22 protein-coding genes are annotated in these 19894 nt (G+C 59.9%); 10 read left to right on the top strand and 12 right to left on the bottom strand.

From position 1 onward, the window contains the following. The first annotated feature begins 1 nt into the window (after position 1). Positions 2 to 1900, top strand: a complete 1899-nt coding sequence (cysN, locus tag ACMYUN_RS10210; protein ID WP_129999918.1) for a sulfate adenylyltransferase subunit CysN — start codon at positions 2 to 4, stop codon at positions 1898 to 1900. Positions 1901 to 2132: 232 nt separating this feature from the next. Here cysN and ACMYUN_RS10205 read toward each other — a convergent pair whose 3' ends face one another. From ACMYUN_RS10205 to ACMYUN_RS10195, 3 genes are read right to left on the bottom strand one after another with little or no spacing between them, the layout of a single operon-like run. After that, positions 2133 to 3038 carry an acyltransferase gene (locus ACMYUN_RS10205; protein ID WP_122610824.1) on the bottom strand — a complete coding sequence of 302 codons (906 nt, stop codon included), beginning with the start codon at positions 3036 to 3038 and terminating at the stop codon, positions 2133 to 2135. Further along, positions 3039 to 5138, bottom strand: coding sequence for a phosphate acetyltransferase (pta, locus tag ACMYUN_RS10200; RefSeq protein WP_415763624.1), 2100 nt, complete (start codon positions 5136 to 5138; stop codon positions 3039 to 3041). Positions 5139 to 5189: 51 nt separating this feature from the next. Then, positions 5190 to 5516: a DUF3565 domain-containing protein gene (locus ACMYUN_RS10195; protein WP_073473919.1), complete on the bottom strand. Its 327-nt coding sequence runs from the start codon at positions 5514 to 5516 to the stop codon at positions 5190 to 5192. On the opposite strand from ACMYUN_RS10195, the gene ACMYUN_RS10190 reads away from it, so the two are divergent. The 3 genes from ACMYUN_RS10190 to ACMYUN_RS10180 all read left to right on the top strand — a co-directional run bounded on the left by ACMYUN_RS10190 (position 5485) and on the right by ACMYUN_RS10180 (position 7834). After that, on the top strand, positions 5485 to 5970 hold the full coding sequence (locus tag ACMYUN_RS10190; RefSeq protein WP_016771661.1) for an FKBP-type peptidyl-prolyl cis-trans isomerase: 486 nt from the start codon (positions 5485 to 5487) through the stop codon (positions 5968 to 5970). The genes ACMYUN_RS10195 and ACMYUN_RS10190 overlap by 32 nt on opposite strands. A 123-nt stretch (positions 5971 to 6093) precedes the next feature. Next, complete coding sequence (locus ACMYUN_RS10185) at positions 6094 to 6576, top strand: glutathione peroxidase (RefSeq protein WP_415763623.1); 483 nt, start codon at positions 6094 to 6096, stop codon at positions 6574 to 6576. A 154-nt stretch (positions 6577 to 6730) separates the two neighbouring features. Beyond that, complete coding sequence (locus ACMYUN_RS10180; RefSeq protein WP_415763622.1) at positions 6731 to 7834, top strand: NADH:flavin oxidoreductase; 1104 nt, start codon at positions 6731 to 6733, stop codon at positions 7832 to 7834. Positions 7835 to 7961: 127 nt separating this feature from the next. Here ACMYUN_RS10180 and ACMYUN_RS10175 read toward each other — a convergent pair whose 3' ends face one another. Together ACMYUN_RS10175 and cysZ are read right to left on the bottom strand one after the other, a co-directional pair. After that, positions 7962 to 9161 carry a glycosyltransferase family 4 protein gene (locus ACMYUN_RS10175; RefSeq protein WP_039759328.1) on the bottom strand — a complete coding sequence of 400 codons (1200 nt, stop codon included), beginning with the start codon at positions 9159 to 9161 and terminating at the stop codon, positions 7962 to 7964. Positions 9162 to 9201: 40 nt separating this feature from the next. Then, positions 9202 to 9954, bottom strand: coding sequence for a sulfate transporter CysZ (cysZ, locus tag ACMYUN_RS10170; protein WP_042607646.1), 753 nt, complete (start codon positions 9952 to 9954; stop codon positions 9202 to 9204). A 312-nt stretch (positions 9955 to 10266) separates the two neighbouring features. Between cysZ and trxB the strand changes: the two genes are divergently transcribed. Further along, the gene (gene trxB, locus ACMYUN_RS10165) at positions 10267 to 11229 is read left to right on the top strand and encodes a thioredoxin-disulfide reductase (protein WP_016771656.1); all 963 of its coding nucleotides are present in this window, start codon (positions 10267 to 10269) and stop codon (positions 11227 to 11229) included. 181 nt (positions 11230 to 11410) lie between these two features. Here trxB and ACMYUN_RS10160 read toward each other — a convergent pair whose 3' ends face one another. The 5 genes from ACMYUN_RS10160 to ACMYUN_RS10140 form a co-directional block, all read right to left on the bottom strand. Further along, positions 11411 to 11758, bottom strand: a complete 348-nt coding sequence (locus ACMYUN_RS10160) for a HopJ type III effector protein (protein ID WP_415763621.1) — start codon at positions 11756 to 11758, stop codon at positions 11411 to 11413. After that, positions 11751 to 12047: a DUF1244 domain-containing protein gene (locus tag ACMYUN_RS10155; protein WP_056782977.1), complete on the bottom strand. Its 297-nt coding sequence runs from the start codon at positions 12045 to 12047 to the stop codon at positions 11751 to 11753. Before ACMYUN_RS10155 ends, ACMYUN_RS10160 begins: the two co-directional genes overlap by 8 nt. Before the next feature lie 126 nt (positions 12048 to 12173). Then, entirely contained in the window at positions 12174 to 12545 is a 372-nt protein-coding gene (folX, locus tag ACMYUN_RS10150) for a dihydroneopterin triphosphate 2'-epimerase (RefSeq protein ID WP_016771653.1), read from the bottom strand. Between the two features lie 72 nt (positions 12546 to 12617). Next, positions 12618 to 13328, bottom strand: a complete 711-nt coding sequence (gene folM, locus ACMYUN_RS10145) for a dihydromonapterin reductase (protein WP_310409011.1) — start codon at positions 13326 to 13328, stop codon at positions 12618 to 12620. 58 nt (positions 13329 to 13386) lie between these two features. After that, entirely contained in the window at positions 13387 to 13956 is a 570-nt protein-coding gene (locus ACMYUN_RS10140; protein ID WP_039759321.1) for an antibiotic biosynthesis monooxygenase, read from the bottom strand. 210 nt (positions 13957 to 14166) lie between these two features. On the opposite strand from ACMYUN_RS10140, the gene ACMYUN_RS10135 reads away from it, so the two are divergent. Continuing rightward, positions 14167 to 15126, top strand: a complete 960-nt coding sequence (locus ACMYUN_RS10135) for a MerR family transcriptional regulator (RefSeq protein WP_129999914.1) — start codon at positions 14167 to 14169, stop codon at positions 15124 to 15126. Between the two features lie 3 nt (positions 15127 to 15129). Here the strand turns inward: ACMYUN_RS10135 and ACMYUN_RS10130 are convergent, their stop codons facing one another. Together ACMYUN_RS10130 and ACMYUN_RS10125 are read right to left on the bottom strand one after the other, a co-directional pair. Next, on the bottom strand, positions 15130 to 15735 hold the full coding sequence (locus ACMYUN_RS10130) for a hypothetical protein (RefSeq protein ID WP_415763620.1): 606 nt from the start codon (positions 15733 to 15735) through the stop codon (positions 15130 to 15132). Between the two features lie 54 nt (positions 15736 to 15789). Then, complete coding sequence (locus tag ACMYUN_RS10125; protein ID WP_129999913.1) at positions 15790 to 16266, bottom strand: PAS domain-containing protein; 477 nt, start codon at positions 16264 to 16266, stop codon at positions 15790 to 15792. 153 nt (positions 16267 to 16419) lie between these two features. On the opposite strand from ACMYUN_RS10125, the gene ACMYUN_RS10120 reads away from it, so the two are divergent. From ACMYUN_RS10120 to ACMYUN_RS10105, 4 genes are all read left to right on the top strand, one after another. After that, positions 16420 to 16875, top strand: coding sequence for a flavodoxin (locus ACMYUN_RS10120; RefSeq protein WP_129999912.1), 456 nt, complete (start codon positions 16420 to 16422; stop codon positions 16873 to 16875). A gap of 176 nt (positions 16876 to 17051) precedes the next feature. Further along, positions 17052 to 17834: a class II aldolase/adducin family protein gene (locus ACMYUN_RS10115; protein WP_039759314.1), complete on the top strand. Its 783-nt coding sequence runs from the start codon at positions 17052 to 17054 to the stop codon at positions 17832 to 17834. Next, positions 17834 to 18736, top strand: coding sequence for an alpha/beta fold hydrolase (locus ACMYUN_RS10110; RefSeq protein WP_415763619.1), 903 nt, complete (start codon positions 17834 to 17836; stop codon positions 18734 to 18736). The genes ACMYUN_RS10115 and ACMYUN_RS10110 overlap by 1 nt, the downstream gene beginning before the upstream one ends. Positions 18737 to 18889: 153 nt before the next feature. Further along, positions 18890 to 19801 carry an SDR family oxidoreductase gene (locus ACMYUN_RS10105; protein WP_415763618.1) on the top strand — a complete coding sequence of 304 codons (912 nt, stop codon included), beginning with the start codon at positions 18890 to 18892 and terminating at the stop codon, positions 19799 to 19801. Positions 19802 to 19894: the final 93 nt, after the last annotated feature.

Raw genomic sequence — 19894 nt, 5'->3', positions numbered from 1 at the left:
CATGTCGCACGCATCTGATTTGATCAGCGAGGACATCCTCGCCTACCTGGGCCAGCACGAACGTAAAGAGCTGCTGCGCTTTTTGACTTGCGGTAACGTCGATGACGGCAAGAGCACCCTGATCGGGCGCCTGCTGCACGACTCGAAGATGATCTACGAAGATCACCTCGAAGCGATCACCCGCGATTCGAAGAAATCCGGCACCACCGGTGACGACATCGACTTGGCATTGCTGGTCGACGGTCTGCAGGCCGAGCGTGAGCAGGGCATCACCATTGATGTCGCCTACCGCTATTTCTCCACCGCCAAGCGCAAATTCATCATCGCCGACACCCCCGGCCATGAGCAGTACACCCGCAACATGGCCACCGGTGCGTCCACCTGTGACCTGGCGATCATTCTGGTCGACGCTCGTTACGGCGTGCAGACCCAGACCCGTCGGCACAGCTTCATCGCGTCCCTGCTGGGGATCAAGCACATCGTCGTCGCTATCAACAAGATGGACCTGAAGGACTTCGACGAAGGCGTGTTCGAGTCGATCAAGGCTGACTACCTGAAGTTCGCCGAAGGCTTGAAGATGAAGCCGACCAGCATGCACTTCGTGCCAATGTCTGCCCTTAAAGGCGACAACGTGGTGAACAAGTCCGAGCGCTCGCCGTGGTACACCGGCCAGTCGCTGATGGAAATCCTCGAGACTGTCGAAGTCGCTGGCGATCGCAACTTCACCGATCTGCGTTTCCCGGTGCAATACGTCAACCGTCCGAACCTGAACTTCCGTGGTTTCGCCGGTACGCTGGCCAGCGGCATCGTGCACAAGGGCGACGAAGTCGTAGTGCTGCCGTCGGGCAAGAGCAGCCGGGTGAAATCCATCGTCACTTTCGAAGGTGAGCTCGAGCACGCCGGCCCAGGTCAAGCGGTGACGCTGACCATGGAAGACGAAATCGACATCTCCCGTGGCGACCTGTTGGTGCATGCCGACAACGTGCCACCGGTCACCGACAGCTTCGAAGCGATGCTGGTGTGGATGGCTGAAGAGCCGATGCTGCCGGGCAAGAAATACGACATCAAACGCGCCACCAGTTACGTGCCGGGCTCGATCGCCAGCATCGTCAACAAGGTAGACGTGAACACTCTGGAAGAAGGCCCGGCGAGCGCGTTGCAGCTCAACGAAATCGGCAAGGTGAAGATCGCGCTCGACGCGCCGATCGCCCTCGACGGTTACGACAGCAACCGCACCACCGGCGCATTCATCGTCATCGATCGCCTGACCAACGGCACCGTTGGCGCCGGCATGATCGTCGCTCAGCCTGTAACGCATGGCACCGCCACCCACCACGGCAAACTGGCCCACGTGGCGACTGAAGAACGTGCCCAGCGCTTCGGCCAGCAACCGGCTACCGTGCTGTTCAGCGGTCTGTCGGGCGCGGGCAAAAGCACTCTGGCATACGCGGTCGAGCGCAAGCTGTTCGACATGGGCCGCGCGGTGTTTGTGCTCGACGGCCAGAACCTGCGTCACGATCTGAACAAAGGTCTGCCGCAGGATCGCGCCGGGCGCACCGAAAACTGGCGTCGTGCCGCGCACGTGGCGCGTCAGTTCAACGAAGCAGGGCTGCTGACATTGGCCGCGTTCGTTGCGCCAAGTGCCGAGGGTCGCGAGCAGGCCAAGGAACTGATCGGCAAGGATCGCTTGCTGACGGTCTACGTGCAGGCCTCGCCGACCGTGTGCGCCGAGCGTGATCCGCAAGGTCTGTACGCCGCTGGCGGCGACAACATCCCGGGCGAATCCTTCCCGTACGATGTGCCGCTCAATGCCGACCTGGTGATCGACACGCAGTCGCTGAGCCTGGAAGAAAGCGTCAAGCAAGTGCTGGAGTTGTTGCGTCAGCGTGGCGCGATCTAAGGCAGAAGCAGCGGCAAGCTTTTAGCTGCAAGCGGAAAGAAAAAGCCCGTCGATGAGTGATCATCGGCGGGCTTTTTTTGTGCTAGGTGATCGTTCCCACGCTCCGCGTGGGAATGCCTCATTGGACGCTCCGCGTCCGCTTCGGCAGGGACGCGGAGCGTCCCGGGCGCATTCCCACGCGGAGCGTGGGAACGATCAACTGTGGGAGCGAGCAGGCTCACTCCCACAGGGGTCAGTGTTTGGGGGGATATTCGCGGTGCATCTGCTCCAGCAACGCATCCTTGTCCAGCCACAGCTGGTTGATCCAGCCCTGAAACTGCAAGCGGTACTCGCCGTCCTGGTCGTAGTTCTTGCCGATGAAGGCCGGCGGAATTTTGATTTCTTCAAAGTGCACCACCACATCGCGCACATTGCCGCAGAGCAAGTCCCAGAACCCCGGACGCCCGGCCGGGTAGTGAATCGTCACGTTAACGATCGACTCCAGTTGCTCGCCCATCGCATCCAGTACAAACGCAATGCCGCCAGCCTTCGGTTTGAGCAGGTATTTGAACGGTGACTGCTGCTGCGCATGCTTGCCTTCGGTGAACCGCGTGCCTTCGACAAAGTTGAAAATCCCCACCGGGTTATGGCGAAACTTCGCGCAGGTCTTGCGCGTGGTTTCCAGGTCCTTGCCTTTTTTCTCCGGGTGTTTTTCCAGATACGCCTTGGAGTAGCGCTTCATGAACGGAAAGCCCAGCGCCCACCAGGCCAGGCCAATTACCGGCACCCAGATCAGCTCCTGCTTGAGGAAAAACTTCAGCGGTTGGATCTTGCGGTTGAGCACGTATTGCAGCACCAGGATATCCACCCAGCTCTGGTGGTTGCTGGTGATCAGGTACGAGTGCTGATAGTCGAGGCCCTGCAGGCCACTGAGGTGCCAGCGGGTTCGCCGTACCAGATTCATCCAGCCCTTGTTGTTGCTGATCCACGCCTCGTGGGTGTGGCTCATCAGCCAACCGGCAATGCGCTGGGTAAAGGCAAACGGCAGGGCCTTGACCAGCGCCACGCAGAACAGGAACGAGCAGAGCAGAATCGTGTTGAGCGCCAACAGCAGCGAGGCGATCACGCCGCGCACGGGTGCGGGTAGAAAATCCAGCATTTACACATCCATAGGTCGGTTGGCGGCTTGAATCGCGGTGAGCGCGATGGTGTAGACGATGTCATCGACCTGCGCGCCGCGCGGCAGGTCGTTCACCGGTTTGCGCAGGCCTTGCAGCATCGGCCCGAGGCTGACGCAATCGGCGCTGCGTTGTACGGCTTTGTACGTGGTGTTGCCGGTGTTCAGATCGGGGAATACAAACACTGTGGCTCGCCCGGCGACCTGGCTGTTCGGCGCCAGTTGCCGGGCGACATCGGCGTTGGCGGCGGCGTCGTATTGCAGCGGGCCGTCGATCAAGAGCGAGTGCTGTTGTTCGTGGGCGAGCAGGGTGGCTTCGCGGACTTTTTCGACTTCCTCGCCAGTCGCCGATTCGCCGCTGGAATAGCTGATCATCGCCACCCGTGGGTTGATGCCGAATGCGGCCGCCGAGTCGGCGCTTTGCAGGGCGATTTCGGCCAGTTCGGCAGCGCTTGGGTGCGGGTTCATCACGCAGTCGCCGTAGACCAGCACTTCTTCCGGGAACAGCATGAAGAATACCGACGACACCAGCGTGCAGCCTGGCGCGGTCTTGATCAGTTGCAAGGCCGGGCGGATGGTATTGGCGGTGGTATTGATCACACCCGAGACCAAGCCGTCGACCTCGTCCAGCGCAAGCATCATGGTGCCGATCACCACGGTGTCTTCCAGTTGCTGCTCGGCCATTGGTGCATTGAGGCTTTTGCTTTTGCGCAGGGCGACCATCGGTTCGACGTAACGCTCACGGATATGGTCCGGGTCGAGAATTTCCAGACCCGGCGGCAGCACGATCCCTTGGGCGCGGGCGACCGCTTCGACGTCCGCGGGTTTAGCCAGCAATACGCAGCGGGCGATCCCGCGTTCCTGGCAGATCGCCGCTGCTTGCACGGTCAACGGCTCGCTGCCTTCAGGCAGGACGATGCGCTTGTTCGCCGCTTGCGCGCGCTGGATCAATTGATAGCGGAACACTGCCGGTGACAGGCGCATCTCCCGTGGGGTGCCGCAGCGCTGGTGCAGCCAGTTGGCGTCGAGGTGGCTGGCGACGAAATCGGTGATGATCTCCGCGCGCTCGCGGTCATCGATGGGGATTTCCTTGTTCAAGCCATTGAGCTGGTTGGCGGTGTCGTACGAGCCAGTGCTTACCGACAACACCGGCAAACCGGCCTGCAACGCGCCCCGGCACAGGTCCATGATGCGCGGGTCGGGCAGGGTGTCGCTGGTCAGCAGCAGGCCCGCCAGCGGCACGCCGTTGATCGCTGCGAGGCTGACGGCGAGGATGATGTCGTCGCGATCGCCCGGCGTCACCACCAGCACACCGGGCTTGAGCAGCTCGACGGTGTTGCGCATGGTCCGTGCGCAAATGATGATGTTGCTCATGCGCCGGGTTTCGTAGTCGCCCGCGTTGAGCACTTGCGCGCCCATCAGGTCGGCGACGTCGCGCGTGCGCGGCGCGTTGAGTTCCGGCTGAAACGGGATGCAGCCAAGCAAGCGGAAATCACCGCTACGCAACAACGGCGAATGCTCCTTCAGCCGCGTGGCGAAGGCCTCCATGCTCTCGTCGGTCTTGACCTTGTTGAGGATCACCCCGAGTACTTTCGGGTCTTTCGGGCCACCGAATAATTGCGCTTGAAGCTCGACACGGCCAGAAAGCTCGGCGAGCACTTCGTTTTCCGGCGCCGAGACCAGAATCACCTCGGCATCGAGGCTTTTGGCCAAGTGCAGATTGACCCGCGCGGCGTAACTGGCGCTACGGGTCGGCACCATGCCTTCGACTACCAGCACGTCTTTGCCGACGGCGGCCTGTTGATACAACGTGATGATTTCTTCGAGCAGTTCGTCGAGCTGACCGTCGCCGAGCATGCGCTCGACGTGCGCCAGCCCCAACGGCTGCGGCGGCTTCAGGCCGTGGGTGCGCGCCACCAGTTCGGTGGATCGCTCAGGGCCAGTGTCGCCCGGATGTGGCTGGGCGATCGGTTTGAAGAAGCCGACTTTCAGCCCGGCGCGTTCAAGCGTGCGCACCAGCCCGAGGCTGATGGAGGTCAGACCCACGCCAAAATCGGTGGGGGCGATAAAAAAAGTTTGCATGGGAATTCTCTATGCAAGGGTGTCAGCCTATGTCTGGCCGACTACCGAAATTCAGTCGCCAAGGTTAGCGCTAACCGAGCCTTGTGCACACCAACCGCAGGCAAAGGGTTGACCTGTTTTTTCAATACGTTGCGCCGGATCCAGGACCCAGGCGCGGGTTTGCCACGGCGGCTGATGGCGCAGGTGCTGGGTGTGACCACAGGAAAGCTCGACCACCCAATGGCCGTCTTCGTCCTGATGGAAGCCGGTGATCGTCGAAACCCGTTTGTCCGGGTTGTGGTCGCTTTCACGCGATTGCTTCGCTAAACTTGGCCTTTCTATATTCTTATGCAAAAGGTCTCGCCCCATGCTGATCGCCGCCAATAAGGCTGTCTCCATCGACTATACCCTGACCAACGACGCTGGTGAGGTCATCGACAGCTCCGCCGGCGGCGCTCCGCTGGTTTACCTGCAAGGCGCAGGCAACATCATCCCGGGCCTGGAAAAAGCCCTGGAAGGCAAAGCCGTCGGTGACGAGCTGAAAGTAGCCGTTGAGCCGGAAGATGCTTACGGCGAATACGCCGCCGAGCTGGTCAGCACCCTGAGCCGCAGCATGTTCGAAGGCGTCGACGAGCTGGAAGTCGGCATGCAGTTCCACGCTTCGGCGCCGGACGGCCAGATGCAGATCGTCACCATCCGTGATCTGGACGGCGACGACGTCACCGTTGATGGCAACCACCCTCTGGCCGGTCAGCGCCTGAACTTCGAAGTGAAGATCGTTGATATCCGTGACGCCAGCCAGGAAGAAATCGCTCATGGTCACGTCCATGGCGAAGGTGGACATCACCACTGATTTTCTGCGCTAAGCTTCGAGTACTGGAGAGGCGCCTGTGGGCGCCTTTTTAGTCCGCGGCTGTCCTTGGTGGCCTCGCCAAGTGGCTGTTTCGAGTAGAACACGAGAATCCTGGAGTTCGGCATGAGTGCTTTTCACGACCTTAAGTTGACAGCCCTGGATGGTCAGGAGCTACCGCTGGCGCCGTTCAAGGGCCAAGTCGTGCTGGTGGTCAACGTGGCCTCCAAATGCGGCTTGACCCCCCAGTACGCGGCACTGGAAAACCTGTACCAGCAATTTAAAGAGAAGGGCTTCACTGTGCTGGGCTTGCCTTGCAACCAGTTTGCCGGCCAGGAACCGGGCTCGGAGAAAGAAATCCAGGAGTTTTGCAGCCTCAACTATGGCGTGACCTTTCCGTTGTCGAGCAAGCTCGAAGTCAACGGCCACGAACGGCATCAGTTGTATCGCCTGCTGGCGGGCGAAGGCGCCGAGTTTCCCGGCGACATCACCTGGAACTTCGAAAAGTTTCTGCTAGGCAAGGACGGCCGGGTACTGGCGCGGTTCTCGCCGCGCACGGCGCCGGATGATCCGACAGTGATCGCCGCGATCGAAAAAGCCTTAGCCTGAATCAGAAAATCGCAGCGTTGAGCTGCGATTTTTTTACCTGCCTTTTGACCCTTAATCATTCTGATCAATAGTGCTGTCACGGGGATGGCCTGCCGGATATTATCGCCGTCATATCGATCAATGTTCGTCGCCAATGTTTTCGTGGAGCCTCTCGATGTCCGTTCAAGCCCTGTTCAAACCTTTCCACCTCGGTGCCCTCGAATTGCCGACCCGCGTGGTCATGGCGCCAATGACCCGCTCATTCTCGCCGGGCGGTGTGCCGAATTCTAAAGTCATTGAATACTACCGTCGTCGTGCGGCCGCTGGGGTTGGTCTGATCATCACCGAAGGCACCACGGTCGGCCACATCGCGTCCAATGGCTATCCAAATGTGCCGCAGTTTTTCGGTGAAGCGCCACTCGCGGGCTGGAAAAAAGTTGTCGACGCCGTGCACGCCGAGGGCGGCAAGATCGTCCCGCAACTGTGGCATGTCGGCAGCGTACGCCGCCTCGGCACCGAGCCGGACGCCAGCGTGCCGGGCTACGGTCCGTCGGAAAAACTCAAGGACGGTCAGGTCGTGGTTCACGGCATGACCAAACAGGACATCCAGGACGTGATCGCTGCGTTCGCCCAGGCTGCCAAAGATGCGCAGAGCATCGGCATGGATGGCGTGGAAATCCACGGCGCTCACGGCTATCTGATCGACCAGTTCTTCTGGGAAGGCAGCAATCAGCGCACCGATGAATACGGTGGCAGCCTGGCCAATCGTTCGCGTTTTGCCATCGAATTGATTCAAGCAGTGCGCGCGGCGGTCGGTGAAGGCTTCCCGATCATTTTCCGCTTCTCGCAATGGAAACAGCAGGATTACACCGCGCGTCTGGTGCAAACCCCCGAAGCGCTGGGCGAGTTTCTCAAGCCGCTGTCTGACGCCGGCGTGGACATTTTCCACTGCTCGACCCGCCGCTTCTGGGAGCCGGAGTTTGACGGTTCCGACCTGAACCTTGCTGGCTGGACCCGCAAGCTGACCGGCAAACCGACCATCACCGTCGGCAGCGTCGGCCTGGACGGCGAGTTCCTGCAGTTCATGGTCAACACCGACAAGGTCGCGCAACCGGCCAGCCTGGAGAATCTGCTGGAGCGTCTGAACAAAGAAGAGTTCGACCTGGTAGCAGTGGGCCGCGCGTTGCTGGTCGATCCGGATTGGGCGCAGAAAGTCCGTGACGGGCGTGAACAGGATATTCTGCCGTTTAGTCGTGAGGCGTTGATGACGCTGGTTTAAGCGGCGCCATTTCGAACCATTCGCGAGCAGGCTCACTCCCACCTTCGACCGCATTCCATCTGAAAGAATGCAGTACCCATGTGGGAGCGAGCCTGCTCGCGAAAGCTGTTTCTATGTCGCCGAAAATCTAAGGTTGTGCCTGAGCCCCAGTCACTACCAGCTCCCCCACACAAGCCCCACGCAAATACCCCTCGAACTGCTCGATAATTGCCCCCCAGCCCTGGCGACTGCCATGCTGCCGCGCATTCAGCCTGACGCAGCGCAACCGCTCATCCTCCTCCAGCAACCATGCCGCCGCTTCGCAAAACGCCTGCTCATCGCCGGGCATGGCTGACACGCCGTTGTAGCCGTGGCGAATATGCTGCGCCGCCGCTGCCTGATCATAGGCAACAACGCCGAGTCCCGAAGCCAGGGCTTCCAGCACCACATTGCCGAAGGTCTCGGTGAGGCTGGGAAATACGAACAGATCCCCTGAGGCGTAGTGCGCTGCCAGCGCTTCCCCGCGCTGTGCTCCGCAGAAAATCGCCTCCGGCATCTCTTTTTCCAGCGTTGAACGTTGCGGGCCATCTCCGACCACAATCAGCTTCAGATGGCGCTGTGGATAAGTTTCCCGCAGGGTGTCAAAGCAGCGTTTGAGCAGCCCCAGATTCTTCTCCGGGGCGAGCCTTCCTACGTGGATAACCGCGATATCCGTATCAGAGAGCCCCCATTGCTCACGCAACGCGCTCTGACGTTTGCTCGGATGAAACAACTGGCTGTCCACACCCCGCGACAACAACGCCAGCCGCTCGAAATGCCGCCGCTCCAGCTCCAGGCGCTGACTGACGCTCGGCACTAGAGTCATTGCCGAACGATTGTGAAACCAGCGCAAGTAATGGGTCAGCATCCGCGTCAGCAGGCCGAGGCCGTACTGGCTGGTGTATTGCTGGAAGTTGGTGTGAAAACCGCTCACCACCGCAATCCCCAGGCGCCGTGCCGCACGCAGTGCCGACAACCCGAGCGGCCCTTCCGTGGCGATGTACAGCACATCCGGACGTTGGCGTTTCCAGCGCCGCAGCAGCTTATGCATCGACGATTGGCCCCACTGCAGCCCCGGATAGCCCGGCAACGGCCATCCGCGACACAGCAACAGTGCATCGTCTGTGCTGCGTTGCGGATCGCCGGCCTGGCGCGGACGCACCAGCTCCACCTGATGCCCACGTGCGCGCAGACCCTCGCACAAGCGGCCAAGGGTATTGGCCACGCCGTTGATTTCCGGAGGGAAGGTTTCGCTAATGAGGGTGATATGCAGAGCTGTCGTCATGGCCTCAGTGTCGGCTGAGGCCATGTCGACGTTGTGACGTTCGGATGATGGATTTGTGACGCGGTCAGTGTTGAATCACCAGATTCTCGGCACCGCGCTCACGCACCCAGAACAGCGTAGCCCCGGCCACCGCCGCTGGCATCATCAGGATATTGACTACTGGAATCAGCAGCACCAGATAAACGATCCCGCCAAAACTCATGCTCTGCCAGCGCTTCTGCCGCAACCAGGCGAGCATCTCGTTCCAGCCGAGTTTGTGGTTGTCCGCCGGGTAGTCGATGTACTGGATGGCCATCATCCACACACCGAACAGCAGCCATAACGGCGCGGCGACAATATTCACCACCGGGATGAAGGAGAGGATGAACAGGCCGATGGCGCGCGGCAAGAAGTAGCCGAGCTTGCGCATTTCCCGGGCGAGGGTGCGCGGGATCATCGCGATCAGTTCGCCCCAACTGAACGCCGGGAAATCATCGGTGCCGCGCACCACCACTTCGACTTTTTCCGCGAGGAAGCCGTTGAACGGTGCGGCAATAATGTTGGCGAGCATGGTGAAGGTGAAAAACACCATCAAGGCCACGAGGACCACGAACAGCGGCCAGAGGATATAGCTTAGGAAACTCAGCCATTCAGGCAACGACGGCATCAGTGTGTCGACCCACAGGCTGAACTGGTGGCCGGCCAGATAGATCAATCCGACGAACAGCACCAGGTTGATCGCCAGCGGCAACAACACGAACAGGCGCAGGCCAGGGCTCAGGACCAATTTGAGGCCTTCGCGCAGGTATTGCGGGCCTGACAGAACAGGGGCGGGCATAAGGTGCTCCGAAGCAAGGGAAAACGCGCCGACGTTACCGGCTTTGCCCCAGCGGCGAAAGCGCGGCAGGGCAATCGACATTCACTGTAACAAAGAGGTCTATGTCGTCAGCGTCTCGGCATAGAGACCACCTATGAGCTGGATTGTTAAACCGTATTTCCTTAATCTTGCCCCCCTCGATACGCTGCACCCAACTTTTTACAGGACTGTCGAGTTCAAGCCTTCCCCAAGGTGTCCACGGTCCTTTTTTATTCCGCCGGCCGTCCGGCGTCCGCGCCAGATTTTTCATGGCCGGCCAACAGGAGCAGATTTATGTCTGAAGTCCGTCATTCGCGAGTGATCATTCTCGGTTCCGGCCCTGCCGGTTACAGCGCTGCGGTCTACGCGGCCCGCGCCAACCTCAAGCCACTGCTGATCACCGGCATGCAGGCCGGCGGTCAACTGACCACCACCACCGAAGTCGACAACTGGCCGGGTGATGTGCACGGCCTGACCGGGCCGGTGCTGATGGAGCGCATGCGCGAGCACGCCGAGCGTTTTGAAACCGAGATCGTCTTCGACCACATCAACGCCGTGGACTTCGCTGCCAAGCCGTACACCCTGACCGGTGACAGCGCCGTCTATACCTGCGATGCACTGATCATCGCCACCGGTGCCAGCGCCCGTTACCTGGGCCTGCCTTCGGAAGAAGCGTTCATGGGTAAAGGTGTTTCGGCCTGCGCGACCTGCGACGGTTTCTTCTACCGCAACAAGCCGGTCGCCGTGGTTGGCGGTGGCAACACTGCTGTCGAAGAAGCGCTGTACCTGGCCAACATCGCCAGCACCGTGACTCTGATCCACCGTCGCGAAACTTTCCGCGCCGAGAAGATCCTGATCGACAAGCTCAACGCCCGTGTGGCTGAAGGCAAGATCATCCTCAAGTTGAACGCCAACCTGGACGAAGTCCTCGGCGACAACATGGGCGTCACCGGTGCGCGTCTGCGCAATAACGATGGCAGCTTCGACGAAATCAAAGTCGACGGCGTGTTCATCGCCATCGGCCACACCCCGAACACTTCCCTGTTCGAAGGCCAGTTGACCCTGAAAGACGGTTACCTGGTGGTGCAGGGCGGCCGTGAAGGCAACGCGACGGCCACCAGCGTAGAAGGCATTTTCGCTGCCGGTGACGTGGCTGACCACGTTTACCGTCAGGCCATCACCTCGGCCGGCGCCGGTTGCATGGCGGCACTGGACACCGAGCGTTACCTGGACGGCCTGCAGAACGCCACGTTCTAAGACCGCAGGGCACAAAAAAACCGGCCAGAGATTGGCCGGTTTTTTGTGCCCGAGATTCGCAGCCGCCACGCATCCAGTATGGGAGCGAGCCTGCTCGCGAAAGCGGGGTATCAGTCGACATCAACGTTGAATGTCAGTCCGTCTTCGCGAGCAGGCTCGCTCCCACAGTGGGTAGGTGTGGCTATTGGGGGCAGCGGCGGTTCAGCGGTTGTGCGCTGAATTTAACCCCGGCCAGGCCGTGCTTGATCAACGCGCGGATATTGCCGTGATCGCTGCCTTCAGGGGTCGCCAGCACCGAGCGGTAATGCTCGCCGAACGCCAGCAGCGCTTCTTCATCGCTCAAACCTTCGAGCAGGGCCAGACCCAGCGTCTTGCACGAGCCTTCGTTCTGCCCGGCAGCGTTTTCCACGCCGCCGTTGTTGAACGCTTGCGGCTGGTAGTCGTAACCGGCGGCGATGAACGCCAGGGTGTCGGCGAAAGCATGCTCGCCGCTCTTGAGGCTGGCGCGCAGGGTGTTCAGATCAGTCATTGGGTTTTCCTTTGGCAAACGCTGCTTGCTGCTCGGCGCTGGCTTCTTGCTGGTATTGGGCCTTCCACTCGGCGTAGGGCATGCCATACACCACTTCCCGGGCATCATCGAGGCTGACCTCGATCTGGCGTTGGTCGGCCTCGGCCTTGTACCACTTGGACAGGCAGTTGCGGCAGAACCCGGCGAGGTTCATCAGGTCGATGTTCTGCACGTCCTTGCGGCTGTCGAGGTGAGCGACGAGTCGGCGGAAGGCGGCGGCTTCGAGTTCCAGGCGTTGTTGATCGGTCATGAGGGGTCTCTTCGAGACAGCTTCAAGCGGCAAGCTGCAAGCTGCAAGATGGATCGGGGTCGGCTGTTAGCTTACCGTTTGAAGCTTGAAGCTTGAAGCTTGAAGCTTGAAGCTTGAAGCTTGAAGCTAGCGGCTCGCCGCGAGCGTAATCGATACCGACTCGGCGAAGCGCAGCGCGTGCGGCTTGTCGACTTCGACTTCGGCGTACAGCACCGATGCATTGGTCATCACCAGATCGAGCAATTCTTGCGTCAGGCGTTCGAGCAGCGCGAAGCGGTTGCCCTCGACATGAGCGATGATCGCTTTGGTGATGGTGCGGTAATTGAGCGCGTGGTCGATGTCGTTGTCACGCACGGCTTCTTGCGCCGCGTACAGGATGGTCAGGTTAATCAGCACGTCCTGCTTGTTGAGGATTTCATCCTCGTTGATGCCGATAAACGTGCGCAAGCGCAGATCCTTGACCCGGATGCGCGCCATTCCCGGTTGAAGTTGTGGCATTGATTTGCTCCGTCCAGTCTATTGCAGGCGTTCTGGTGGATATTACTCGACTCGCAGCCGAAGCGGGACGGCCTATTTGACGTGCCGGCCGCCGTTGAGGGTCAGGGTTGTGCCGGTGACATAAGGATTGTCGAGCAGATAGCGCAGGCTTTGATAGATCACCTCGCTGCCGGGTTCGATGCCCAGCGCGGATTTGGCCAGCGCCCTGGCACGGTAAGCGGCGTCATCGTCGGGGTTGAACAACAGCAGCGCCGGAGCAATGCCATTGACCTTGATGGCGGGCGCAAAGCGCGCGGCGAACGACAGGGTAAGGCTGTCGAGCCCCGCCTTGCTGGCGCAATAACCAATGTGCTTGCTGCTGCCCTTGCGGGTGACGTCGTCGCTGATGTGAACGATGTCGGCTGGCGCCGAACGCTGCAGCAACTCAGCGCAGTGCAGGTTGATCAAGTAGGGCGCGAGCAGGTGGATACTGAACATGCGGTTGAAGGCTTCAGCTTCGCTGCCCGGAGTTTCCGCCAGCCATTCAGAAGCGTTGTGCACGATCGCGCGCAAACTGTCGGTGTGGGCTTTAAGTGCATCGATAAAAGCCAGAATCCCGGCCTCGCTGGAAAAGTCCGCGTACAGACCTGTCGCGCCCAGATCGCGCAATTGCTGCACGCCGGGGCGTTCGGTTCGGTACGTGAAGATGACTCGATGGCCATCTTCGAGCAAGCGCTGCGCACAGTGCAGGCCGACCCGCTGACCGGCGCCGGTGATGAGGATCGGGGCTGCGGAATCTGGCATGGGCGGCTCGCTTCGCGGTTGAAGCGAAAACTATAACAGGCTCGCCGCCCGCTGGAGATCAGCGATTCTGCGCCGACGGTGTAGCCGCCAGTGGCCGCGTCGGTGGGCTGTTCAACCAGTTCGCCAGCAGCCGCGTCGATAAGGGGATGAAAAAATACACCATCAGCGGTGTCAGGCACGCCGTGCCGATCAATATCCGCGGCAACAGGCTCAACTCAGCCAGCAGCGGGCCGAGGATAAAGTTGAAAATAAGCGACACCGGGAAAAACGCCAGCCAGATCGCCACGGCTTGCTTCCAACGCGGTGGGCGTTGCCCGGCCGCACCGAACCAGCCTTCAATGCCACTGACCCGATGTTCTTTGGGATGCTCGAACAGATCGCTGCCACGGTTCAGCCAGGCTGTGCGCGATGCCGAGTACTCCCACGCATGCAGCGTCTGCTCATCGACAAAGCGGAAAATGATCTGGAATTCGTTGTCGCCTGGCGGCGGCGCAAGCACGCCGGAGCCCAAATAGCCGGGGAAGTCGGTTGCCAATTGTTCGCCTTCGCGCAGCCAGGCGATCAGATCGTGATAACGGCCATCGGCGACGCGACGCGCTACCATCAGCGTGACGGGGGAAGTAGACATTTTGTATCTCCGTATTTCGAGTGCGGCGCTCCGGGTAAGAGTCTCGCCTGACGCGGGCCGGGGTAGAGGCCTGCGCTTTGTAACAAGCAAGGATTATTCCTGATTTTGTCGATTAAACCAGCCACATTCGTCGTAGATCATTGCTTGGACGTTTGCGCCCCATCATGTTTAGAATGGGATCCAATTCACCGACATGGACGTTGACCGCAGATGCCTGTAATCACGGACACTCGCCCGGCTTCGACAGCCCCCGGCGCGCTCGATCGCGAAGAGCTGTTTCCCATCCGCGAGGTGGCGCGGTTGACCGGTGTCAACCCGGTGACCTTGCGTGCCTGGGAACGCCGCTACGGATTGATCCAGCCGACCCGCACCGAAAGCGGGCATCGTCTGTATTCAATGAACGACATTGAGCGCGTTCGCAGCATTGTCGACTGGATCGATCGTGGCGTGGCGGTAAGTAAAGTCGGCAAGATTCTGGCGAAGACTGAACCTGCGAAGGTTCTGGCGAATTTTATTCCTGATGACCATGTGCAGGCCGATTACAAGCAATGGCAGGAGCAGATTCAGCAGGCGGTGAGTGCGTTCGACGACCAGCAACTGGATCGTGTCTACGGGCAGATTTTTTCGTCGTACACGCTGCCGGTTGTGTTCGAAGCCATCATCCTGCCGTTGTGGCGGCAACTGCTTCAGCGCCAGGACGCGTTCGGGCAGACCAGCGAATGGTTGTTTTTCGATGGTTTTCTCAGGGCGCGCGTATTGCAGCGCATCGTCATGCTGCGTGGCGCGCAACCGCGTCGAATCATCGTCAGTGCGCTCGCCGGGCAGTGTCGTGAACTTGAGTTACTGGTGGCGGCGCTGTTTCTCAGCGGCAACGATTCCGGTGTACGGGTGCTGACCACCGGCCAACCCTTCGACGAGCTGACCCTGGTTTGTGAAAAGGTCAAACCTGCGGCGCTTGTGCTGTTTTCCAATCATGCCCCGGGGCCGGAACTGCCGCGACGCCTGAATCGTCTGGCGATGAGCCTCGACTGCCAATTGATGCTGGCCGGCGATGCCTCGGATTTGGCTGAGGACAGCCTGGCCGGCTCATCGGTGGCCTGTCTTGGTAACGAGGGCGCGACCATGCGTCAGCGCATGAAGCAATTCATGGCAGGCAAACTGGATACCTGAAACTCAGGCGTGCAGGGCGGGGTGAGTCAGGCGATGTTGTTGCAGGATGAACTGGCGCAGGCGCTCGGTTTCGTCGGCATCGGTCTGGCTCAGTTCGTAAGCGAAGAAACCTTGCTCGGTTTCCCGTTCGAAATGGCCGCGCAGGGATATCCGCTCATAACCGGAAGGGCTGAACCACAGGGCGAAATGCTTTGGTGGCTTGGTCTTGTTGCGCACTTCCAGCAACACGCCTTTATGAGATACCTCATGCACCCACAGCGTGCCGGGCTGGCCTTTGGCATTTTCCAGTGCCACCGGCTCTTCCAGTAGAAGGCGCCATGGGCGCACCATCGGGCCGTCTTCGTAGATGCTCGGCACACCGAGACGCAGATGCAGCGCGTGGAACTCGTCTTCAACCAGATGCAGCGGGAAGGTCATCTGCTGATTTTCGAAATTGGCCTGGATCGTCACTTGTTCATGAGCAGCCAGACGTGTCAGCAGATCGCGGATTTGCGAACCGCCATTAACCAGCAGACTCGACGTCGCATCCCGCACATTCAATTGCGGGTTGTGCTGCATGGTCTGGATGAAATCCAGCTCGTCCTGGGTGAGGAGGGCGTCGCGCTGCATGGTTAACTCGAAGTGAATAGTTACAAAGTCATTGGTGATTGTAGTTAATGACCATCAGTTCGCGGTTTTGTTTGCGCCGTTCGTCGCTTTGAGTGCTGCCAACTCGCTTTGCAGCGCCGCCACTTGTGCTTCCAGCTGCGCAACCCGCTGCTGCGCCTTGACCTGAACCGTCACATCCTTCTGCACGCCGATGAAATAGGTCTGTCCGTCATCGGCATTTTTTATCGTCGACAATGACAATTCGTTCCAGAACGGCGTGCCATCCTTGCGATAGTTGCGCAGGATTTCCCGGCAGCGACCGCCTTCACGCAATGTCTCGCGAATCAGCTGCAGGCTTGGTTGATCACGGTCTCCAGCCTGCAAAAAACGACAGTCCTGGTAGAGGATCTCCTCACTGCTGTAACCGGTCATGCGCTCAAAGGCAGGGTTGACGTAAATAAGGATGTTGTCCTGCTCGCCTTCCTTTTCAGCGACCACGATTCCGTCATTCGACGCATTGATCACCATTTGCAGCAGGCTGGCGTTGATCATCCGAGAATCCCTTCCGTTGTGTCAGTGGCAGGCATTCTAGAAGAAAGCCGCGGACTGTCTATAGGCCAGCACCCTCCATTGAGAGCGAATCGCAACATCGCAGCGTGGGCTGTTACTATCGCGGCTCTTTTTTTCAGTTCCAGGATCAGATTGATGAAAGTCGCCATCCTCTCAGGTTCCGTCTACGGCACCGCCGAAGAAGTCGCCCGCCACGCCCAGAACCTGCTGAAAGCCGCCGGCTTCGAAACCTTCTACAACTCCCGCGCCACATTGGCCGATATTCAGGCGTTCGGCCCGGAGGCCCTTCTCGCTGTGACTTCGACCACGGGCATGGGCGAGCTGCCGGACAACTTGCAACCTTTGTATTCAGCTTTGCGCGATCAGTTGCCAGCTACCTTGCGCGGCCTGCCCGGCGCGGTGATCGCGCTCGGTGATGCCAGCTACGGCGACACCTTCTGCGGCGGCGGTGAACAGCTGCGAGAATTGTTTGCCGAACTGAGCGTGAACGAGGTGCAGGAAATGTTGCGCATCGACGCCAGCGAAAGCGTCACGCCGGAAACCGATGCCGAGCCGTGGCTGGCGCAACTGATCGACGCGCTCAAGGGCTGATCGCCCAGAGATATCGCTGCACCTGGACAAGCGTCGTTGCGTTGGAAGTGGTTCAGGCTGTTTGCTCGACTGACTCGTTCAGTCATCAAGCTGGCTGCCAATGCAACTACGCGATGCCCAGCGCCTGACTAGACTGCTGACACGAGCAGAACAAGAAGAACGCAGAGGTGCATACAGTGAGCGTAGCCCCCGTCCAATCGTCGCCGAATGTCAAAGACCAGGTCAGCGCTGCCGAGTGGCAGACCCGCGTCGATCTTGCCGCCTGTTACCGTCTGGTCGCGCTGCACGGCTGGGACGATCTGATCTTCACGCATATCTCCGCCAAGGTGCCCGGCACCGAAGATTTCCTGATCAATCCGTTTGGGCTGATGTTCCACGAGATCACCGCCTCAAGCCTGGTGAAAGTCGATCAGGCTGGCAACAAACTCATGGACAGTCCCTACGAAATAAACCCCGCTGGTTACACCATCCACAGTGCCGTTCACGAAGTCCGCCACGATGTAGTTTGCGTGCTGCATACACACACCGCGTCAGGCGTCGCCGTTTCGGCGCAAAAGCAGGGGGTGTTGCCGATCAGTCAGCAATCACTGTTCGTGTTGTCGAGCCTGGCTTATCACGCTTACGAGGGTGTGGCGCTGAATCATGAAGAAAAGGCGCGCCTGCAAGCCGATCTCGGCGACAACAATTTCCTCATGCTGCACAACCACGGTCTGCTGACCTGTGGCGGCACCATTGCCGATACTTTTCTGATGATGTTCACCTTCCAGCGTGCCTGCGACATTCAAGTCATGGCGCAAACCGGCGGGACGGAACTGATCGCCATCGAACCGCAGATTCTCGCCGGCGCCAAGGCAATGATTGCCGGCGTCACCAAGAGCGCTCAAGGCATGGGCGGCGCGCTGGCGTGGCCGGCGCTGCTGCGCAAACTCGATCTCCAGGATCCGGGGTATAAATTCTAATGCCACTCGCCGAGATTCCCCTGTGTATCTGGCGCAAGCGCAGCCGGACCTTTGTTTTTCGTGGCCAGACGATCCATTACTGGGTGGCGGGACAGGGTGAGCCGCTGTTGTTGATTCACGGTTTTCCCACCGCCAGTTGGGATTGGCACTACCTGTGGCAGCCGTTGGCACAGCGTTATCAGGTGATCGCCTGCGACATGCTTGGCTTCGGCGATTCGGCAAAACCGCGCAGTCACACCTACAGCCTGCTGGAGCAGGCCGATCTGCAGCAGGCGCTGCTCGCCCATCTGCAGATTGAACAAGCGGTGCACCTTCTTGCCCACGATTATGGCGATAGCGTCGCTCAGGAATTGCTCGCGCGGCACTACGAAAAACACCTCGACGTTGCCAGTTGTGTGTTTCTCAATGGTGGTCTGTTTCCGGAAACCCATCGTCCGCTGCTGATGCAGAAACTGCTGCTCAGCCCGATTGGCTGGCTGCTTGGTCGCGCATTCAGTCGTGAGGCGTTGGTCAAAGGTTTCCGGCAGATCTTCGGCCCGCAGACCCAGCCGACTGAAAGCGAACTGGATGATTACTGGAGCCTGGTCGAGAGCAACCACGGCCCGCGCATTCTGCACAAACTGATCACCTACATTCCCGAACGCCGGGTGCAGCGCGAGCGCTGGGTGGCGGCCATGCAGGGTGGCGACGTTCCTCTACGGGTCATTGACGGCGCAGTCGATCCGATCTCCGGCGTGCACATGGTCGAACGTTATCGCGAACTGATCCCTGATCCGGACACCGTGCTGTTGCCGGGCATCGGCCACTACCCGCAGACCGAGGCGCCGGTGCAGGTGCTCAAGCACTATCTGGCGTTTCGTGATCGTCTGGTATTGCCTCCGCGCAAAGTGGCGTACTCCTGATTTCACCGGGAGCACTCGCTCTCGGCGCTATACAGTCTCGACCATCCCCCTACCTTATCGCGCACCATTCAGCCTCAGCCGTGTTCGTTGTGAGCCAAAGCGTCGTGCCTGACACTCGGGAGCATTAACCCTTGGCCTGCTGGAGTTGCTGCGATGAATGAACCCGTGCGTTTCGAAGATAAAGTCGTGATTGTCACCGGCGCTGGTGGCGGCCTCGGTCGTGCGCATGCGCTGCTGTTCGCCAGGCAGGGTGCCAAGGTGCTGGTCAACGATCTCGGCGGCTCGACGCAGGGTGAGGGCGCCAATGCCTCGGCCGCCGACCGCGTGGTGGCGGAAATTCGCGATGCGGGCGGTATTGCCGAAGCCAACCATGACTCGGTCACCGACGGCGATAAATTGGTGCAGAACGCTCTCGATGCTTTCGGCCGCGTCGACGTCGTGGTCAACAACGCCGGGATCCTGCGCGACAAATCGTTTCACAAGATGGACGACGCCGACTGGGATCTGGTCTATCGCGTCCACGTCGAAGGCGCCTATAAGGTTACCCGCGCTGCCTGGCCGCATCTGCGCGAACAAAACTACGGCCGGGTGATTTTCACTGCATCGACTTCGGGCATTTACGGCAATTTCGGCCAGTCCAACTACGGCATGGCCAAGCTCGGGCTGTACGGGCTGACCCGAACGCTGGCGATCGAGGGCCGCAAGAACAACATTCTGGTCAACGCCATCGCCCCGACCGGCGGCACGCGCATGACCGAGGGCCTGATCCCGCCACAGGTATTCGAGCAACTGAAGCCGGAACTGGTCAGCCCGCTGGTGGTGTATCTGGGCAGCGAGCAATGTCAGGAAACGTCTGGCCTGTTCGAGGTCGGCGGCGGCTGGATGGGCAAGGTGCGCTGGGAGCGCAGCCTCGGTGCCGGCTTCGATCCGCGCGAAGGGTTCTCGCCAGAGGATGTGGCGGCGCACTGGCAGCAGATTTGTGATTTCGAAGGCGCGGCGCACCCGAAGGACAATATCGAAGCGTTGAAGGAAATGATGGCGAATTTGCAGAAGTATTCGATTTAAGCCTTCCCTCCGGTCACAGGGCTGCTGGGCCCTGATTCCCGCTCCCATGCGCATCGCACAAGAAATCGCCCATAAAAAAGGCCGCTGCAAACG

It is taken from the genome of Pseudomonas sp. CP4, assembly GCF_047758505.1.
GTDB classification, from domain to species: Bacteria; Pseudomonadota; Gammaproteobacteria; order Pseudomonadales; family Pseudomonadaceae; genus Aquipseudomonas; species Aquipseudomonas fluorescens_AO.
Note: the sequence above shows the minus strand (reverse complement) of the source record. Positions and strands in the feature narration are given on the sequence as shown.

Coding starts and splice junctions, on each gene's coding strand:
- cysN (WP_129999918.1), top strand. CDS start 2: ATGTCGCACGCATCTGATTTGATCAGCGAGGACATCCTCGCCTACCTG.
- ACMYUN_RS10205 (WP_122610824.1), bottom strand. CDS start 3,038: ATGCTGGATTTTCTACCCGCACCCGTGCGCGGCGTGATCGCCTCGCTG.
- pta (WP_415763624.1), bottom strand. CDS start 5,138: ATGCAAACTTTTTTTATCGCCCCCACCGATTTTGGCGTGGGTCTGACC.
- ACMYUN_RS10190 (WP_016771661.1), top strand. CDS start 5,485: ATGCTGATCGCCGCCAATAAGGCTGTCTCCATCGACTATACCCTGACC.
- ACMYUN_RS10195 (WP_073473919.1), bottom strand. CDS start 5,516: ATGGAGACAGCCTTATTGGCGGCGATCAGCATGGGGCGAGACCTTTTG.
- ACMYUN_RS10185 (WP_415763623.1), top strand. CDS start 6,094: ATGAGTGCTTTTCACGACCTTAAGTTGACAGCCCTGGATGGTCAGGAG.
- ACMYUN_RS10180 (WP_415763622.1), top strand. CDS start 6,731: ATGTCCGTTCAAGCCCTGTTCAAACCTTTCCACCTCGGTGCCCTCGAA.
- ACMYUN_RS10175 (WP_039759328.1), bottom strand. CDS start 9,161: ATGGCCTCAGCCGACACTGAGGCCATGACGACAGCTCTGCATATCACC.
- cysZ (WP_042607646.1), bottom strand. CDS start 9,954: ATGCCCGCCCCTGTTCTGTCAGGCCCGCAATACCTGCGCGAAGGCCTC.
- trxB (WP_016771656.1), top strand. CDS start 10,267: ATGTCTGAAGTCCGTCATTCGCGAGTGATCATTCTCGGTTCCGGCCCT.
- ACMYUN_RS10160 (WP_415763621.1), bottom strand. CDS start 11,758: ATGACTGATCTGAACACCCTGCGCGCCAGCCTCAAGAGCGGCGAGCAT.
- ACMYUN_RS10155 (WP_056782977.1), bottom strand. CDS start 12,047: ATGACCGATCAACAACGCCTGGAACTCGAAGCCGCCGCCTTCCGCCGA.
- folX (WP_016771653.1), bottom strand. CDS start 12,545: ATGCCACAACTTCAACCGGGAATGGCGCGCATCCGGGTCAAGGATCTG.
- folM (WP_310409011.1), bottom strand. CDS start 13,328: ATGCCAGATTCCGCAGCCCCGATCCTCATCACCGGCGCCGGTCAGCGG.
- ACMYUN_RS10140 (WP_039759321.1), bottom strand. CDS start 13,956: ATGTCTACTTCCCCCGTCACGCTGATGGTAGCGCGTCGCGTCGCCGAT.
- ACMYUN_RS10135 (WP_129999914.1), top strand. CDS start 14,167: ATGCCTGTAATCACGGACACTCGCCCGGCTTCGACAGCCCCCGGCGCG.
- ACMYUN_RS10130 (WP_415763620.1), bottom strand. CDS start 15,735: ATGCAGCGCGACGCCCTCCTCACCCAGGACGAGCTGGATTTCATCCAG.
- ACMYUN_RS10125 (WP_129999913.1), bottom strand. CDS start 16,266: ATGATCAACGCCAGCCTGCTGCAAATGGTGATCAATGCGTCGAATGAC.
- ACMYUN_RS10120 (WP_129999912.1), top strand. CDS start 16,420: ATGAAAGTCGCCATCCTCTCAGGTTCCGTCTACGGCACCGCCGAAGAA.
- ACMYUN_RS10110 (WP_415763619.1), top strand. CDS start 17,834: ATGCCACTCGCCGAGATTCCCCTGTGTATCTGGCGCAAGCGCAGCCGG.
- ACMYUN_RS10105 (WP_415763618.1), top strand. CDS start 18,890: ATGAATGAACCCGTGCGTTTCGAAGATAAAGTCGTGATTGTCACCGGC.